Genomic DNA, 16,499 nt, shown 5'->3' with positions numbered 1-16,499 from the left:
GTTCATTCATTTCGTGTATTTGACGCATCGCCCCCGCCCGACTTAGGCTGAACCCATGCGCTTTGCCCTTTTGTGCCTGAGCCTTGCCCTGACCGCCAGCCCCTCTTGGTGCCAAGAGGCGCTTGGACTGACTGCGCCGGACAAAGTGGCACGATCCGGTCTGCTGAAACATATCCTTCCGCGCTTCTCTCTCAAGACCGGAGTGCGCATTCAGCTGGAAGAAACAAGCGGAACGCTGCAGATAACGGACAGCGCGCCCGGAGATCCGGTGTTTCAGTATGATCAGGTCACCTATTATCTGCGTGCGGTGGACGACCCGAAACCGCAAAGGTTCCGCGACTGGATGCTGTCGGACATTGGCAAGCGCACCATCGAAAGCTTTCAGATCGACGACACCAATCCGTTCACCGCAAGCTTCGAAGTGGTCGAGGTCGAAGAAGCCCCCGATTTCGAAGGAGACGCCGTGCTTGGCGCCGATCTGGCGTTGACGCATTGCGGGCGCTGCCATGTGATTGGTCCGAGAAACCGTATGAGCGGCTTGGGCTCGACGCCATCCTTTGCGGTGCTGCGCGCCTTTCCTGATTGGTCCGACCGGTTTCAACAGTTCTATGTCCTCAAGCCCCACGGCGCGTTCACACAAGTTGCGGATGTGACCGAACCTTTCAGTCCCGAACGCCCGCCGCCCATCGTGCCGGTGGAAATCACGCTGGATGATCTGGACGCGATCCTGGCCTTTGTCGCCGCCGTTCCCGCGGCCGATCTGGGGGCTCCGCTGCAATTTCAGTGATCCTTGCGTTTGCTGAAATAATCCTCGGTTCGTACGACGCGCGGTTTAGGAGCCGCCTGGAATGGGTTGTTTTCGATGTGAAACTGTGCCTCGACCCGGCAGTCATCACACATCTGCATCACCCGCGCCTGATCTGACGTCGCAAACATCGGATTGACGCCCGCCAGCTTGTCCATGACGCGCTCAATCGTCGATTTTACCCCAAAAAGCGACCCGCATTCGACACAGGCAAAAGGTTCTTCCTCGTTCAGCACCCGCTGGCTTAATGCCCCATCACTCAGGTCAAGTTGGGGCACCAACGTGATCGCCGTTTCCGGGCAGATCGTCTGACACATGCCACATTGCAAACAGGCGTCCTCTTGGAAATTCAACTGCGGCATATCCGGGTTGTCGATCAACGCCCCCGACGGGCACAGCGAAACGCAGCTCAGGCACAAGGTGCAACTGTCAGTATTCACCGACACCGCCCCATAGGGCGCACCTTCGGGCAAGGTCAGCGTCTCGCCGCCGGGGTTCAATGCCTGCGCCGCCAGCCGCGCGATCTGACGTCGATTGCCTAAGGGCAGCACCGGATCTTTCAGCGGCTTGGGGACGTCTGCTTCATACAGCAAATCGGACAGCGCGTCGGGGTCGACCACGTCAATCAGCCCCAGCTTGCCCGTTCCCCCAATCGCCTTGGCCAAGGCCAACTCCCGGTCCAGCGCAGCCCGTTCGGTGGTTGGGGCAAGCAACACTTGGACCTGCGCAAACCCATGCGCCAGACCAGCTAGCATCTCTGCATGACCAAAGCCGGAAATCACCTGCAATTCCATCGGGATAACATCCGCAGGTAACCCACGCCCAAAACGCGCCGCGAGCCGGACCATCTCGGCACCATGCGCATCATGCACCAACAGCCGCGGCGCAACGCCCCCACCCTTGCGATAGCTACGCGCCAGTATCTGCATCCGTGCCAAAACAAAGCCGACACCCGGATCCTGATATGTAATTGCGCTCGACGGACACAGCGCCGAGCACGCCCCACACCCGGCACAAACCATCGGATCAATCGCCACATAATCGCCCGCCGACGTGATCGCCCCGGTCGGGCAGATGTCCAGACAGTTCGAACATCCCACTTGCTCGGCACGGGAATGGGCGCAGAGCGTTTCCTCGACCCGCACATACAAAGGTTTTTCAAAGGTGCCGGTCATCTGCACCGCCTCAAACGCCAAATCAGCCACGGCCACCGGATCGCGTGGGTCCGCACGCAAATACCCCTCGCGCTTTTCTGGTCCGGGCACCAAAGACGGGCCGCCCGTCAGATCAATCACAATGTCACAAGCCGAACGTGCACCGTCCCGAGGCGTGCTTAACGCTTGCGCCCCACGCCCCGCCGGTTCGATCATCTGCAAGCGGTCAATGTGGATCTCAAACCCACCCAATGCGCCGTGCACCTGCCGCACCTGTCCCCGGATCACGTCGAAGGTCTCAGACGGCGTCACCTCGGCTTCATCCGTGATCAAAACTGTCACCGCCAGAACCGGTCCCAACTTGAACGCCAGCGGCTCAACCACCTCACCCGGTCCAACAACAAAACAGACGCCTTCGCTGATCACATCCACTGCAGGCGTCTCGGGGGTTGGCAACAGCGCCTCGGCCGCAAGTGCTGCCATTTTCGGACCTGCTTCGCCTTCCCCCCATCCGGCGCGATCGCGCAGATCGACAAAGCCGGGCAGGTCAACCTCCATATCCTCCGCCAATGCCTCGAACGTCGCGCGTTCCTGTTGGCAGGCGATCAGCACCTCACCACCACGCAAAGCACTCTCGACCGCAGACAGTTCAGTGGTGCAAAGCGCCGTGTGAACCCTACTGCACCTCAGCCCACACCCCGCCTCGATGGCGGTTACGTCCAGATGCTGCGACCCTGCGCAGTCGCATAAAATCAATGACTTGACCATGTTCTCCCCTTGGATCACGCAACGCGAACCGCTCTTCTCCTGGCCGTAGCCTAGGCCCAGGACAGCACACGGGTAAACCCTGCGCTGCACCCAAGTCACGTTTTCACAGGCCGCCCTTTCCCTGAAACCACCAAACGCTACATGTGGCGTTATACGATACAGCATTCTGCCATTACGCCAAAAAATGTAACAATCAAATGTCCACATAAGCCGCTGCAGGGCTTGGCAGACTGCCTGTTCCGTTTATAGTTCCCCTTACGGAAGGAAGGGGAGAGCCTTTCGGGGAGGAGATCGTGGCGCAGGCCGCTATTCACATACAAATGCCTCTGGGCGTGGTCGTCCGGAAGTCACCCGGCGTGACCCGCTGGGCCAAATGGACGTGGAAGGCTGTTGCGGTGCTTCCAGGTGCTGGCCCTGCGGATTGGGTCATGGTGCGCCACGAGGGGGCGGTTGTGGACTACCACGCCGCCACCCTTCCTCTTACGCTCTGGGCGGCCGAGGCCGAAGCCTATGTCACCAATTTGGCCGACGGCCAGCCCTCGATCTATCTGGTTCTGCGCGAAGAACGCGATGGAGACCCGCCGCTTGAAGCTGTGCTGGTGACTGCTTCACCCTTCGAGGGTCAGGATTACGCCGACACCGGCGAGGACATCGTTGAAAAAATCCCGATGACACCGGGCCTGATCGCCTGGGTTCGTGATTTCGCAATGGAACACTACCAACCGGAAACATTCGTCAAACGCCGCCGCGACAAGTCCCGCGTGGATTTATCCGAAGACGGCAAAGGCGATCAAAGGATTAGGCAGACATCGGATGTCTACAGGGCACCCAGGAAGGTCTTGCAATGACCCAAGCCCGCGATTTCTGGAGCAAGCGCAAAGCGGCCGTTCAGGCCGAGACAGAAGCGGACGAGAGTGCCCTGGCCTTGCAACAGGAAGACACGGAGATGGAGGTCGACGAGCGCAGTGATGCCGAGATTCTCGCCGATCTGAACCTTCCCGACCCAGACGGCCTGCAAATGGGCGATGACGTGTCAGGTTTTATGGCCAAAGCGGTGCCCGACCGCCTCCGTCGCCGCGCTCTGCGCAGGCTCTGGCGGCTCAACCCGGTGCTGGCCAATGTCGATGGACTGGTGGACTATGGCGAAGACTATACCGACGCGGCTTGTGTGATTGAAAACCTGCAAACCACCTATCAGGTCGGCAAGGGCATGCTGGCCCATGTCGAAGCACTGGCCAAGGCCGACGAAGTTCCCGAAGAAAACACCACCGCCGAAGATCTGGCCGACGACATCTCCGCCAGTCTCCCCGACCAGGACGAAGCCACACCACCGGCGGCACTGACGGAGGATGCGCATGCATCCGACGCGGGCGATGAGGTGACCCCGTCAGGGGTTGGCGAAGAACCTGCACCTGACGAACTCACCCTGCACTCTCCCACGCCGCGCCGTATGCGGTTTGAATTCGAAGGATAATCCATGGTCACAGCCCAACAGCAGCCAACAACGACCACCTCCGAGGAAGACCGGCTGCGCGCCGACTTTTACAACTTCCTCGGGCTGGTCCTGGCCGGTCCCCCGGACCAGATTCTGCTGGACCAGATCGCAGGCCTGACCGGCGGCGACACAGATTTGGGCAAAGCCATCACGGCGCTGTCTCGTGTCGCCCATGTTACCAAACCCGCCGCCGCTGAACGCGAGTTCAACGCGCTCTTCATCGGTCTGGGTCGGGGTGAGTTGCTGCCCTACGCCAGCTACTACCTCACCGGGTTCCTGAACGAAAAGCCGCTGGCGCAACTGCGCAACGACATGGCCGCACGCACCATCACCCGCGCGCCCAACGTCTATGAACCCGAAGACAACATCGCCTCTCTGATGGAGATGATGGCCGGGCTTATCGTGGGTCGTTTTGGTGCTCCCGCCCCGCTCGACGCTCAAAAAGCGTTCTACAACAAACACATCGGCCCCTGGGCCGGGCATTTTTATTCAGATCTCGAAGCTGCCGAACACTCGGTTCTCTATGCTTCGGTCGGCGCAGCCGGCCGGGTGTTCATGGAGATCGAGCGCGACGGCTTTCGAATGTCGGCGGATTGACCCGCCACCAACCGGTGCCCGTCAGGGTGCCATAACTGCCAAGGGAAAGGAGACTCCCATGAGCAAACCAGAGGAAAGTGGCGCAACCCGCCGCGACTTCCTGAAACTGGCCGGAACCGCAGCGCCCGCTGCCGTTGCTGCGGCCACGTTGAGTGGTAAGGCCGAAGCCGCCGAACCGCCGGTGAACGAAACCCGCATTCAGGATACCGCGCACACCCGCGCCTATCTCGATAGCGCCCGTTTCTGACACCTCTTCGCGCCCAGCGCGGACACACAAAAGACGCCGCCCGGCCCCGCCGGACGCCAGTCACCCCGGAGAGAGAGGTAGCGAGAGGCCCTTGATCCCCGGTTTTAGGGAGAGAGTACCAAGCCAGCCACGATACGTGGCCAGCAAGGGAGGAAAGAAATGCTAAGGAAAAAGACCAACGGGGTTGCGAGACGCCCCCAGCGGACAAGTATCCTGTCCCAGGTCGGCGAGAAAACCGTCGACCGTCGCGCATTCCTGCGTGGCTCGGGTCTGGCGATCGGTGGCCTTGCCGCGATCAGTGCCACGGGTGGAACCGTGACACAGGCCAGCGCCCAGACAGCGGCGACCAGGGCCGTCGAGACAGTCAAATCCGTTTGTACCCATTGTTCCGTCGGCTGCACCGTGGTGGCCGAGGTTTCCAGCGGCGTCTGGATCGGGCAAGAGCCCGGTTGGGACAGCCCCTTTAACCTGGGCGCCCATTGCGCCAAGGGTGCGTCGGTGCGTGAACACGCACACGGCGAACGCCGCCTCAAATACCCGATGAAAAAAGAGGGTGGCGAGTGGAAGCGCATCAGCTGGGAACAGGCGATTGATGAGATCGGCGACGGCATGATGAATATCCGCAGCGAGAGCGGACCTGACAGCGTGTATTGGCTGGGATCAGCCAAGCACAACAACGAACAGGCCTATCTGTTCCGCAAGTTCGCCGCCTATTGGGGCACGAACAACGTGGATCACCAGGCCCGTATCTGTCACTCGACCACTGTTGCGGGTGTGGCCAACACATGGGGCTACGGCGCCATGACCAACAGCTACAATGACATCCACAATTCCAAGGCCATCTTCATCATCGGCGGCAACCCGGCCGAGGCGCACCCCGTCTCGCTGTTGCACGTTCTGCGCGCGAAAGAGCAGAACAACGCACCGCTCATCGTCTGCGACCCGCGCTTTACGCGCACCGCAGCCCATGCTGATGAATATGTCCGCTTCCGCCCGGGCACCGACGTTGCCCTGGTCTGGGGCATCCTGTGGCATATCTTTGAAAACAGCTGGGAGGACAAAGAGTTCATCCGCACCCGTGTCTGGGGCATGGACCAAATCCGCGAAGAAGTGCGCAAATGGAACCCGGAAGAGGTCGAACGCGTCACCGGCACGCCGGGAACCCAATTGCGCCGCGTGGCGCGCACCATGGCAAACAACCGTCCCGGCACGGTGATCTGGTGCATGGGTGGCACGCAGCACACCAATGGCAACAACAACACCCGCGCCTACTGCATCCTGCAACTGGCCCTTGGCAACATGGGCACCAGCGGTGGCGGCACCAACATCTTCCGCGGCCACGACAACGTGCAGGGCGCGACCGATTTGGGCGTTTTGTCCCACACCCTGCCCGGCTATTATGGCCTGTCCAAAGGTGCATGGGGTCACTGGGCGCGAGTCTGGGAGGAAGAGCCCGAATGGCTTGCCAGCCAGTTCGATTCCATCAAGGACAAGGACGGCAAGGACAAGTCGCTCCAGAATGAGCGCGGCATCCCGGTCAGTCGCTGGATCGACGGGGTTCTCGAAGACGTCGACAACATGGACCAGCCGAACAAGGTTCGGGCCATGGTGCTCTGGGGTCACGCCCCGAACTCGCAAACGCGCGGGCCTGAGATGAAGACGGCGATGGAACAGCTGGACATGCTGGTGGTGGTTGATCCCTACCCGACTGTCTCGGCCGTTCTGCATGATCGCACAGACGGTGTTTACCTGCTGCCTGCGTGTACGCAGTTTGAAACCCGTGGGTCTGTCACTGCGTCCAACCGCTCGTTCCAGTGGCGCGACAAGGTTGTCGATCCCCTATTCGAGAGTTTGCCGGATGAGGTCATCATGGCCAAATTCGCCAACAAGTTCGGGTGGGCAGATCGCCTGTTCCGCAACATCGAGATGGACAATCCGGAAACGCCAAACGTCGAAAGCATCACGCGAGAGTTCAACCGCGGTCTCTGGACCATCGGGTATACTGGGCAGGATCCGGACCGGCTCAAGCTGCATATGGCGAACCAGCACACCTTTGACCGCACCACGCTGCGCGCCAATGGTGGACCGGCAGATGGTGACTATTATGGTCTGCCATGGCCCTGCTGGGGCACCGCCGAGATGGGTCACCCGGGGACACCAAACCTCTATGACATGTCCAAACCGGTGGCCGAGGGTGGCCTGACCTTCCGCGCCCGCTTTGGCGTGGAGCGTGATGGTTCCAACCTGCTGGCCGAAGGGGTCTACTCAGCGGGCTCCGAAATTCAGGATGGCTATCCTGAATTCACAATGCAGATGCTGATGGATCTGGGCTGGGACGGCGATCTGACCGACGATGAACGCGCCTCAATCGACGCGGTTGCCGGTCCCAAGACCAACTGGAAGACCGACCTGTCGGGCGGCATCCAGCGGGTTGCGATCGAACACGGCTGTGCCCCCTTTGGCAACGCCAAGGCCCGCGCCGTGGTCTGGACTTTCCCGGATCCGATCCCGATCCACCGCGAGCCGCTCTATACGCCGCGTCGCGATCTGGTGGAGGACTATCCCACCTACGAGGACCGTCAGAGCTATCGCCTGCCGACCCTTTATGCGTCGATCCAGAAGAACGACTTTTCAAAGGACTACCCGATAATCCTGACGTCTGGTCGCCTGGTGGAATACGAAGGCGGCGGCGAAGAGAGCCGGTCGAACCCCTGGCTTGCCGAACTACAGCAAGACATGTTCGTCGAGATCAATCCACGCGATGCCAACAACCTTGGCATTCGGGATGGCTCTCAGGTCTGGGTCGAAGGCCCTGAGGGTGGCAAAGTCAAAGTGATGGCGATGCTGACCGAACGGGTCGGAGCCGGGGTGGCGTTCATGCCATTCCATTTCGGAGGCCATTTCCAGGGAGAGGATCTGAGGCACAAATACCCCTCGGGCGCTGATCCTTATGTGCTGGGCGAAAGCTCGAACACGGCGCAGACCTATGGCTATGATTCAGTGACCCAGATGCAAGAGACCAAGACCACTCTCTGCAAAATCTGGACAGCGTAAGGAGGACCCAACATGGCAAGAGCAAAGTTTCTTTGTGACTCTGAACGCTGCATCGAATGCAATGCCTGTGTCACGGCCTGTAAGAACGAACATGAAGTGCCCTGGGGCATCAACCGCCGCCGCGTGGTAACCATCAATGATGGTAAACCCGGTGAACGGTCGATTTCCGTAGCCTGCATGCACTGTTCTGACGCGCCCTGCATGGCGGTGTGTCCGGTGGATTGTTTCTACCAGAACGAGGAAGGCGTGGTTCTGCACTCCAAGGACCTGTGCATCGGTTGTGGCTATTGCTTCTACGCGTGCCCCTTTGGCGCGCCGCAATATCCGCAGGCGGGCAACTTCGGCTCACGCGGCAAGATGGACAAATGTACCTTCTGCGCCGGTGGCCCCGAAGAGAACCACTCCACCGCCGAGTTCGCCAAATATGGCCGCAACCGGATCGCCGAGGGCAAGCTGCCGCTGTGCGCCGAGATGTGCGCCACCAAGGCCCTGCTCGCCGGTGACGGCGACGTGGTGTCGGCCATCTACCGAGAACGCGTCGTGGCGCGCGGTTTTGGCTCTGGCGCTTGGGGCTGGGGAACCGCCTACGAACAAAAAGGCGGCTAAAAAACAAGGTCAACGACGGGAAAGGCCCCGTCGTTGGCCACACTCGGTGCAAGAATTTTACAAAAATTCTTGGTAAGAAAATTTGTAATTTTCTTGTCCCGCAATACCGCGATCGGAGCGTTTCCAGCCGCAAAGGTTGGGAGATTGGCGCAAAAGAACTCGAAACCTGTATCAATAGGAACCAGGCCATGATCACTTTCAGGCTTTTGATCCTTCTGCTGGCAATTGTTTTTGGTGTAACCAGTGCTGTGGCGCAAAGCGTCGTGCCTCCAGCAGATGCAATTCCGCGCGCTGAAACGGGCGGTGCCACCACGCTCGAGGACATCATGGCTCGACAGCGCGGGGAAAAAGTCGACGACGACTATCGATCCTCCAACACAGGTGCCAGCAACACCGAGGCCTTGATCGGCCAACTCGGTACACGCGGCGTCGCCTCTGACAGCGATCTTTATCGGTCCCTGCGCTATGGCTCGGCCGACATCACCGTTTCGTCCCGTGGCCCTGCCGCAGATGTGATCATTCAGGACGGCGGCATGTGGTGGCTCACTTTCCGCACTGGGCCCCTGCGTACCTATGGAACCTACATCCTTGGCGGGATGCTTGGCCTTCTGATCCTTTTCTTCATCCTGCGCGGCAAGATCCGCATCGAAGGCGAGCGCACCGGCCGCCGCATCCTGCGTTTCAACGGCTTTGAGCGCTTTGGCCATTGGCTGTTTGGCGGCTCCTTCCTGATCCTTGGCGCCACGGGGTTGATCACGCTCTATGGCCGCGACTTCCTGATCCCGCTTTTTGGCCACGACGGCTTTGCCATGATCGCGCAGGGCTGCAAGTGGCTGCATAACAACATTGCCTGGGCCTTTATGTTGGGACTGTTGATCATCACAGTGAACTGGATCGCCCACAATATTCCCAACAAGCTTGATCTGAAATGGCTCGCCGCTGGCGGTGGATTGTTCACAAAGGGCTCGCACCCGCCTGCTCGCAAGTTCAACGCTGGGCAAAAATTGATCTTCTGGGCCTGCGTGATCCTTGGCGTGTCGATCAGCCTGTCTGGTCTATCTCTGCTCTTTCCGTTCGAGATGCCGATGTTTGCCAAGACCTTTGTGCTTGCAAATGCAACCGGCCTCCCTGAATTCATAGGGCTGAACCTGCCCGAACAGATGTCACCCCATGAAGAGATGCAATATGCCCAAGTGTGGCACGTCATGGTCGCCTATGGCTTCCTCGCCATCATCTTTGCACACATCTATCTCGGCTCGGTCGGGATGGAAGGCGCCTTCGACGCCATGAGCACTGGCAAGGTCGAAGAACAATGGGCCCGCGAACATCACCCCAATTGGCTGGAAGAGGTCAAGGACGCTGAAACACAAAGCGGCGCGACCTCTCGCGCCGAATAAATGCGCGCGCTGCTGGCCGCGTTTCTATTGCTGCCGCCCACAGGGGCAGCGGCGGATTTCTTTACTCTTAAAGGTCACGGCGGCCCGATCATGGGCATCGCCAGCGCGCCTGATGGGCGCATCGCCACCGCGAGTTTCGACAATACGGTCGGACTGTGGACAGACGGCGTTCCGCAGTGGTTTGAGGGGCACGACGCCGCCGTCAACGTGGTGCTGTTCAACGGCACCGGTATCTATTCCGCAGGCGACGATTTTACCCTGCGCCACTGGCCGGGCGGCGAGGTTTTGGGCCGCCACAAAGGCAAGATCGTCGATCTGGCGGCCAGTAAAACCCATGTCGCCAGTGCCAGCTGGGACGGCACCATCGGCCTCTGGCCGCTTGACGGAAGTCCCTCACAGATCCTGCCAGTGGGCAGTGGCGGCATCAACGCGGTCGCCTTCTCACCGGATGGGGCAAAGCTTTATTCCGCCGGAACCGACGGCACTCTTCGCCTGTGGGATGTTGCGACGGGCGAAGAACGCCAACAACTCCTGCGCCAAGGCTTTGGCCTGAATGTACTGCTGATCAACTCAGATGACGGCTGGCTGGCCTATGGTGCCGTCGACGGTGGCACCCGCATTCTGGATCTGCACAGCGGCCAAGAGCTGCATGATTTTACCCTTGAGCGCCGTCCAATTTTGGCGCTCGCGCTCAGCCCGGACCGCCGTCACCTCGCCGTTGGGGATGGCGAGGGATATATCATGGTGATAGACACCCAAAACTGGCGCATTGCCCGCGATTTTCGCGCCACACTGCGCGGACCCGTTTGGGCACTGGCGTTTTCTTCGGATGGCAAGAATATCCACGCAGGCGGCATTGATGACGCCCTTTACAGCTGGCCGCTGGCCTCGCTCGGCGAACACGGACAAATGGCCCAAGCAGACCTCAGTTTTCTGAAAAACCCGGCCGAGATGGGCAACGGCGAACGGCAGTTTGCACGCAAATGTTCCATCTGCCACGCTCTGACACCGGAAGGAAAACGGCGTGCTGGCCCGACGTTGCACGGCCTGTTCGGTCGCCCTGCCGGAACCGTGCCGGGATATTTGTACTCTCAGACATTGACGGGATCGGACATAATCTGGTCAGATGACACGATAAATCTGCTTTTCGATCAGGGCCCGGACCACTACATTCCGGGAACAAAGATGCCGATGCAACGCATCACCGCAGAACAGGACCGCGCCGATCTGATCGCGTATTTGCGTCAAGCTACAGCTCTGGAGGACACGAAATGAAAGCCTTTCTTGCAGCCGTTGCCGCGATGGCCGTGATCACCGTTGCCGCCCCCTTTGCGCTAGAGACCGTGGGGTTCACGGCCGCCGACAGCACCACCAGCTCTTCGGTGCGCCTGGATTAAGGCATGTTGCGTCCCACTCAGAACAAAAGGCGTATCGAACCGTAGATGTCCGACTATCTGACCACCCGTGAACTGGCAGAGCTGCTGCGTCTGGGCGAGCGCAAGGTCTATGACCTGACGTCGTCGGGCGAGATCCCGTGCGTACGCGCCACCGGAAAACTGCTATTCCCACGGGCCGAGATCGCCGCCTGGCTCGCTTCCTCACGCACCGGGCCACAGGTGGCCGAGCCGCCCCTGCCCGCTATTGTCGCAGGCAGTCACGACCCGCTGCTGGACTGGGCGATCCGCGAAAGCGGCTCGGGCCTGGCGACATATTATGACGGTTCATTTGATGGTCTGACGCGGCTAGCTGACCGCTCGGCACAGGCGGCAGCACTGCATATCCACGAAGCGGACGGGTTCAACACTGCGTCCTTACGCGACCGCTTGGGCGAGGCACCGGTGGTGCTGATCGAGGTGGCGCGGCGACAACGCGGGCTTCTGCTAGCCCCGGATGTCTCGGGCATCAAAGGCTTTTCTGATCTGGCCGGGCGCCGCGTGATCCTGCGCCAGCCGAGCGCCGCGAGCCAGCACCTGTTCCTGTCCGAACTCGCCGCACATGATCTGTCGGCGGCGGACTTGCAGACCCCCGCCCCTTGCGCGCGCACCGAAGAGGACATGGCAATCGCTCTTCAATCTGCCAAGGGAGACGCCGGGTTCGGGTTGGGCGCGATGGCCAAACTCTATCGGTTGGGCTTCGTTCCGACCCACAGCGAACGCGTCGATCTGGCGATCTGGCGCCGCGCCGCGTTTGATCCGCCGATGCAGGCGCTCTTGTCCTTTCTGCGCTCGGGTCGGTTTACGGCCCGAGCTGAAGAATTGGGGGGTTATGACGTTAGCCAAGCAGGAGAAATCCACCACAACGGCGCCAGCGGCTGACACGCCTTTTTCTTTTCATCTTAAATTCGCTCAACCAAGGCTTTGGCCGCAGGCCAATCCATGCGGACAGGTAGCGCTCCCGCCCGTCGTCGATGCCCCCGACGGGGCATCTCCTTCCGTTGGGCCAGGCTCATCCGGGCAAAGCCCGGATGAGCCTGGCCCACGCCAAGTTTCCGTACTATCCGCAGAACGCAGGGCCGACAGGTCGCGCAGGAATTAGCGTGCGTTCGGAAAAAACAGCTGTTCACCACCCAGCTTGTAGCTGGCAATCGCGGCCTGGCCATCCGGTCCCACCAGCCAGTCGATGAACCGTTGCCCGGCTTCCGCCCGAACGCTTGGGTGTTTTTCGGGGTTCACCAGTATGACACCGTATTGGTTGAAAAGCCTCGGATCGCCCTCGACCAGAACCTCCAGCCCGCTGGCATTGCCAAAGGCCAACCAAGTTGCTCGGTCTGTCAGGGTATAGGCCCCCATGCCTGCTGCCACATTGAGCGTCGCCCCCATGCCAGACCCGGTCTCGCGGTACCAACCGCCCGAGGCCTGCGCTACATCCACACCGGCCCTGACCCATTGGTGCAACTCGGCCTTATGAGTACCGCTGTCATCCCCGCGCGAAACAAAGACCGCTTCGGCTTGGGCTATCATCGTCAGCGCGGCGACCGCATCGGTGCCTTTCCGAATACCCGCCGGATCGCCCGTGGGACCAACTATGACGAAATCATTATACATCACGTCTTGCCGCAACACGCCCCAGCCCTCGGCCACAAAGGCCTCTTCGGCTAGCTTGGCATGCACCAGCAGCACATCCCCATCACCGTTGCGCGCATTGCGGATCGCGTGGCCCGTACCGACCGCTACGACGCGCACATCGATCCCGCTCTCGGCCTCGAACCACGGTAAAATCGCGTCGAAAAGGCCCGAATTCTGTGTCGACGTCGTCGATTGTACCACAATGAAGTGATCGGCCGCCTGGGCAGACCCCGCTATCAGCGCAATCACCGCCGCTGCTGCGCGCGCGCATTCTCTTATCATGCCTCGTGTCTCTCCACTCATCTCGAGGTCACACCATCAATCCGCCGGATAGAAACCGCCGGGTCAAATCGTTTTGGGGTCCTGAAAACAACTGCGCGGCCAGCCCCTTTTCGATCACGCGCCCGCCATGCATCATCACCACTTCCCGCGCAAGGCGTCGTGCCTGGCCGATGTCATGTGTCACCATCACCACCCGCAACCCTTGCCCCGAAGCTCGCAGAACCATCTGTTCGACCTCCTGCGTCGCCTCTGGGTCCAGCGCACTGGTTGGCTCGTCCAGAAACAGCACCGCAGGCTTGCAGGCCAGTGCCCGCAAAATTGCCAACCTCTGCGCCTCCCCCCCGGACAGGGACCGCGCCGATTGTCGCGCCTTGTCGGCCAACCTGCCCTGCGCCAGCAGCGCCTCGCGTTCCGCCTTGCGCGCCACGCGCGACAGCCCCCGACGTCGCAATACAAAGTCCAGATTACCTGCTACGCTCCGACGCAGCAGTACAGGGCGCTGAAACACCATCGCCTGTCCGGCCCGCACCTGATCGGTCAGTGCTTGCCCGTTCTGGCTGACCGCACCACCGTCCGGCGTGATCAATCCGTGCAGACAGCGCAATAGCAGGCTCTTGCCGGCCCCGTTCGGGCCAAGAATGATCGTCGGCCCCGGACCGTCCAAATCCAGATGATCGACATCCAGAATCGCCCTGCCATCCCGTGCAATGCAGAGCCCACGGACGCTGATGATCGGGTGATCGCTTGGGGCCTGATAATCACGCATGGCCCACCCCTTGACGCTCGCCGCGCAGGCTCAACACGCTCACTGCCCCCGTGACGCTCACAGCAAGAGAAATCAGGATCGCCCCAAGAGCAAGGGCCAGCGCCAAATTGCCCTTGGAGGTCTCTAGCGCAATGGTCGTCGTCATCACGCGGGTCACATGGTTGATATTGCCACCAACAATGATCACCGCGCCCACCTCGGCGATGGCGCGACCAAAACCCGCCAGCAGAGCGGTCATCAACGCCAACCGCCCGTCCCACAACAATACCGGAACTGACGACAGGCGCGACACGCCCAAGGACCGCAACTGTTCGTCATATTCGGTGGCCAACATCTCGACCACTTGCCGCGTCAGGGCCGCGATGATCGGCGTCACCAGAACCACCTGCGCAATGATCATCGCCGTGGGGGTGTAGAGCAACTGCAACACGCCCAAAGGCCCCGAACGGGACAGCATCAGGTAAACCAACAGCCCCACCACCACCGGCGGCAAACCCATCAAAGCGTTGATCAGCACGATCAGAACCCGACGCCCCGGGAACCGTCCCACCGCCAGACCAGCCCCCAAAGGCATGCCGATCAGAGCCGAAATGATCACCGCCAAAACAGAAACCTTGAGTGACAGCAGAACAATCGCCCACAGCTCGGGATCACCGGTCCCGACAAGCTTAAGTGCGATTATGAATTCTTGCGTGAAATCCTGCATTATTTACGTTCGATTGATGTTTTGTGGAGGTTCTTCAGTGGTATGCATCAGAAACCTAACATATGCGGGATTCATTTCCACATCAGAAACGACCAACCACACACAAAAAGCGCGCGACGCCACTGATCGCGGGTCAACCAGAAATCCATGCTCTGGACAGTGGGCTGCTAAATGGCTCAACGCGATTGTGAAAAGCGTGCGTGTTGATGCGTCGATCGACACATTTCAGCTGCCTCTTCGCGTCCCGCAGCTAAGCACCAACTAAAAACCCGGGAAACTCCCGCACCCGCGCGATCCCGACTGCGTCGGCACCGCTGGCGGCTCTGGGCCGGGCATTGCGCAAAGCGCAATGCCCGGCCCAACAGGAGGAGCTGTTCCGTCAGGAACATCGACGACGGGCGGGAGCGCCTCTGAAAACAATGGAAATTGAAGCAGCAGTCGGATCATCGGTGTCCGCTACACAACGCACATGAGACACAATTAGGGCCTCAAGGTCGCAGCGCCCCAACCCAGGGCGCTGCCAATCGCTTAGTACAGCAGCTTAATTCAACGCCGCATCAGTGATGTCATGTGTCCAGGCACCTTCAGGCTTTGCCGTGATCACCGGATCAGAACCACCGGCCAGCAGCGTGCTTACCGTTCGGTCGAAATCCGCCGGGTCCAGTGCGCCATTGCTGCCCGCAGTCAGCTTGGCGATTTCGCCCATCATACGCACCTGATGCGCTTCGGTCTGGGCACCGCTGGCGTCATTGTCCAGCACGATACCTGCCGCTTCATCCGGGTTCGCTTCGGCGTATTTCCAGCCCTTCATCGAAGCACGCACAAAGCGGGTCATCTTGTCCTTGAATGCCGGATCGCTCAGCTTGTCTTCCAGCACATAGATCCCGTCCTCCAACGTGGCGACGCCCATGTCTTCGTACTTGAAGGTCACCAGCTCATCCTCGGACACGCCCGCATCCAGCACCTGACCGTATTCGTTGTATGTCATGGTCGAGATACAGTCTGCCTGGCGTTGCAGCAGCGGATCAACGTTAAAGCCCTGCTTCAGAACCGTCACGCCATCATCACCACCATCGGTGCTGATCCCCTCCTGGCTCATCCAGCTCAGGAACGGGTACTCGTTGCCAAAGAACCAGACGCCGATGGTCTTACCCTTGAAATCCTGCGGCCCGGTGATCCCGGTGTCCTTCCAGCAGGTCAGCATCAGACCCGACGACTTGAAAGGCTGCGCAATGTTGACCACCGGCAGGCCCTTTTCGCGGGCTGCCAGCGCCGACGGCATCCAGTTCAGCATGGCATCCGCGCCACCACCCGCCAGCACCTGCGGCGGTGCGATGTCCGGGCCACCCGGCAGGATGGTCACATCCAGATCCTCTTCGCCGTAATATCCTTTGTCGAGCGCCACGTAATACCCGGCGAATTGCGCTTGGGTCACCCACTGCAGCTGCAGTTTGACCTCATCCGCTGCCAAGGCCGATGTAGCGGCAAAGCTCGCGGCCCCCATCACCAGGGCCGAAGCGGCACCACTCAGTAGCTTTTTCATTGTCTTTTCTCCTT

16 protein-coding genes are annotated in these 16,499 nt (G+C 60.3%); 11 read left to right on the top strand and 5 right to left on the bottom strand.

All coding sequences use genetic code 11. The features are described 5' to 3' along the window. Window positions 1-55: 55 nt before the first annotated feature. Window positions 56-787, top strand: coding sequence for a cytochrome c (locus G6R15_RS16740; protein WP_164661124.1), 732 nt, complete (start codon window positions 56-58; stop codon window positions 785-787). Here G6R15_RS16740 and G6R15_RS16735 read toward each other — a convergent pair. Beyond that, the gene (locus G6R15_RS16735) at window positions 781-2,727 is read right to left on the bottom strand and encodes a 4Fe-4S binding protein (protein ID WP_164661123.1); all 1,947 of its coding nucleotides are present in this window, start codon (window positions 2,725-2,727) and stop codon (window positions 781-783) included. The genes G6R15_RS16740 and G6R15_RS16735 overlap by 7 nt on opposite strands. 293 nt (window positions 2,728-3,020) lie before the next feature. On the opposite strand from G6R15_RS16735, the gene G6R15_RS16730 reads away from it, so the two are divergent. The 10 genes from G6R15_RS16730 (at window position 3,021) to G6R15_RS16690 (ending at window position 12,438) form a co-directional block, all read left to right on the top strand. Continuing rightward, window positions 3,021-3,575 carry a DUF3305 domain-containing protein gene (locus G6R15_RS16730; protein ID WP_164661122.1) on the top strand — a complete coding sequence of 185 codons (555 nt, stop codon included), beginning with the start codon at window positions 3,021-3,023 and terminating at the stop codon, window positions 3,573-3,575. Then, complete coding sequence (locus tag G6R15_RS16725; RefSeq protein ID WP_164661121.1) at window positions 3,572-4,201, top strand: DUF3306 domain-containing protein; 630 nt, start codon at window positions 3,572-3,574, stop codon at window positions 4,199-4,201. Before G6R15_RS16730 ends, G6R15_RS16725 begins: the two co-directional genes overlap by 4 nt. A gap of 3 nt (window positions 4,202-4,204) precedes the next feature. After that, window positions 4,205-4,819: a molecular chaperone gene (locus G6R15_RS16720; protein WP_164661120.1), complete on the top strand. Its 615-nt coding sequence runs from the start codon at window positions 4,205-4,207 to the stop codon at window positions 4,817-4,819. Between the two features lie 58 nt (window positions 4,820-4,877). Then, a complete protein-coding gene (locus G6R15_RS16715) occupies window positions 4,878-5,066 on the top strand; it encodes a twin-arginine translocation signal domain-containing protein (protein ID WP_164661119.1) in 189 nt (62 codons plus the stop codon). Window positions 5,067-5,225: 159 nt separating this feature from the next. Continuing rightward, window positions 5,226-8,120, top strand: coding sequence for a formate dehydrogenase subunit alpha (locus G6R15_RS16710; RefSeq protein WP_164661118.1), 2,895 nt, complete (start codon window positions 5,226-5,228; stop codon window positions 8,118-8,120). Between the two features lie 12 nt (window positions 8,121-8,132). After that, window positions 8,133-8,726, top strand: coding sequence for a formate dehydrogenase FDH3 subunit beta (fdh3B, locus tag G6R15_RS16705; RefSeq protein WP_164661117.1), 594 nt, complete (start codon window positions 8,133-8,135; stop codon window positions 8,724-8,726). 188 nt (window positions 8,727-8,914) lie between these two features. Continuing rightward, the gene (locus G6R15_RS16700) at window positions 8,915-10,123 is read left to right on the top strand and encodes a formate dehydrogenase subunit gamma (RefSeq protein ID WP_164661116.1); all 1,209 of its coding nucleotides are present in this window, start codon (window positions 8,915-8,917) and stop codon (window positions 10,121-10,123) included. Continuing rightward, complete coding sequence (locus G6R15_RS16695) at window positions 10,124-11,398, top strand: c-type cytochrome (protein WP_164661115.1); 1,275 nt, start codon at window positions 10,124-10,126, stop codon at window positions 11,396-11,398. Next, window positions 11,395-11,520, top strand: coding sequence for a hypothetical protein (locus G6R15_RS23030; protein ID WP_255456181.1), 126 nt, complete (start codon window positions 11,395-11,397; stop codon window positions 11,518-11,520). The genes G6R15_RS16695 and G6R15_RS23030 overlap by 4 nt, the downstream gene beginning before the upstream one ends. A 45-nt stretch (window positions 11,521-11,565) precedes the next feature. Next, window positions 11,566-12,438: a helix-turn-helix transcriptional regulator gene (locus G6R15_RS16690; protein ID WP_164661114.1), complete on the top strand. Its 873-nt coding sequence runs from the start codon at window positions 11,566-11,568 to the stop codon at window positions 12,436-12,438. Between the two features lie 216 nt (window positions 12,439-12,654). On the opposite strand, the gene G6R15_RS16685 is transcribed toward G6R15_RS16690, so the two are convergent. The 4 genes from G6R15_RS16685 to G6R15_RS16670 form a co-directional block, all read right to left on the bottom strand. Continuing rightward, the gene (locus G6R15_RS16685; protein WP_164661113.1) at window positions 12,655-13,470 is read right to left on the bottom strand and encodes a substrate-binding domain-containing protein; all 816 of its coding nucleotides are present in this window, start codon (window positions 13,468-13,470) and stop codon (window positions 12,655-12,657) included. 28 nt (window positions 13,471-13,498) lie between these two features. Beyond that, window positions 13,499-14,236 (bottom strand): ATP-binding cassette domain-containing protein, encoded by a 738-nt coding sequence (locus G6R15_RS16680; RefSeq protein WP_164661112.1) that lies wholly within the window; start codon window positions 14,234-14,236, stop codon window positions 13,499-13,501. After that, complete coding sequence (locus tag G6R15_RS16675; RefSeq protein ID WP_164661111.1) at window positions 14,229-14,942, bottom strand: ABC transporter permease; 714 nt, start codon at window positions 14,940-14,942, stop codon at window positions 14,229-14,231. Before G6R15_RS16675 ends, G6R15_RS16680 begins: the two co-directional genes overlap by 8 nt. A gap of 541 nt (window positions 14,943-15,483) precedes the next feature. After that, a complete protein-coding gene (locus G6R15_RS16670) occupies window positions 15,484-16,485 on the bottom strand; it encodes an ABC transporter substrate-binding protein (protein WP_164661110.1) in 1,002 nt (333 codons plus the stop codon). Window positions 16,486-16,499: the final 14 nt, after the last annotated feature.

It is taken from the genome of Tropicibacter sp. Alg240-R139, from assembly GCF_900537075.1.
GTDB lineage: Bacteria > Pseudomonadota > Alphaproteobacteria > Rhodobacterales > Rhodobacteraceae > Falsiruegeria.
Note: the sequence above shows the minus strand (reverse complement) of the source record. Positions and strands in the feature narration are given on the sequence as shown.

Excerpts from the sequence above, each read along its gene's own strand:
- G6R15_RS16670 (WP_164661110.1), bottom strand. The coding sequence starts at position 16,485 with ATGAAAAAGCTACTGAGTGGTGCCGCTTCGGCCCTGGTGATGGGGGCC.
- G6R15_RS16690 (WP_164661114.1), top strand. The coding sequence starts at position 11,566 with ATGTCCGACTATCTGACCACCCGTGAACTGGCAGAGCTGCTGCGTCTG.
- G6R15_RS16680 (WP_164661112.1), bottom strand. The coding sequence starts at position 14,236 with ATGCGTGATTATCAGGCCCCAAGCGATCACCCGATCATCAGCGTCCGT.
- G6R15_RS16715 (WP_164661119.1), top strand. The coding sequence starts at position 4,878 with ATGAGCAAACCAGAGGAAAGTGGCGCAACCCGCCGCGACTTCCTGAAA.
- G6R15_RS16710 (WP_164661118.1), top strand. The coding sequence starts at position 5,226 with ATGCTAAGGAAAAAGACCAACGGGGTTGCGAGACGCCCCCAGCGGACA.
- fdh3B (WP_164661117.1), top strand. The coding sequence starts at position 8,133 with ATGGCAAGAGCAAAGTTTCTTTGTGACTCTGAACGCTGCATCGAATGC.
- G6R15_RS16675 (WP_164661111.1), bottom strand. The coding sequence starts at position 14,942 with ATGCAGGATTTCACGCAAGAATTCATAATCGCACTTAAGCTTGTCGGG.
- G6R15_RS16695 (WP_164661115.1), top strand. The coding sequence starts at position 10,124 with ATGCGCGCGCTGCTGGCCGCGTTTCTATTGCTGCCGCCCACAGGGGCA.
- G6R15_RS23030 (WP_255456181.1), top strand. The coding sequence starts at position 11,395 with ATGAAAGCCTTTCTTGCAGCCGTTGCCGCGATGGCCGTGATCACCGTT.
- G6R15_RS16740 (WP_164661124.1), top strand. The coding sequence starts at position 56 with ATGCGCTTTGCCCTTTTGTGCCTGAGCCTTGCCCTGACCGCCAGCCCC.
- G6R15_RS16725 (WP_164661121.1), top strand. The coding sequence starts at position 3,572 with ATGACCCAAGCCCGCGATTTCTGGAGCAAGCGCAAAGCGGCCGTTCAG.
- G6R15_RS16685 (WP_164661113.1), bottom strand. The coding sequence starts at position 13,470 with ATGATAAGAGAATGCGCGCGCGCAGCAGCGGCGGTGATTGCGCTGATA.
- G6R15_RS16700 (WP_164661116.1), top strand. The coding sequence starts at position 8,915 with ATGATCACTTTCAGGCTTTTGATCCTTCTGCTGGCAATTGTTTTTGGT.
- G6R15_RS16735 (WP_164661123.1), bottom strand. The coding sequence starts at position 2,727 with ATGGTCAAGTCATTGATTTTATGCGACTGCGCAGGGTCGCAGCATCTG.
- G6R15_RS16720 (WP_164661120.1), top strand. The coding sequence starts at position 4,205 with ATGGTCACAGCCCAACAGCAGCCAACAACGACCACCTCCGAGGAAGAC.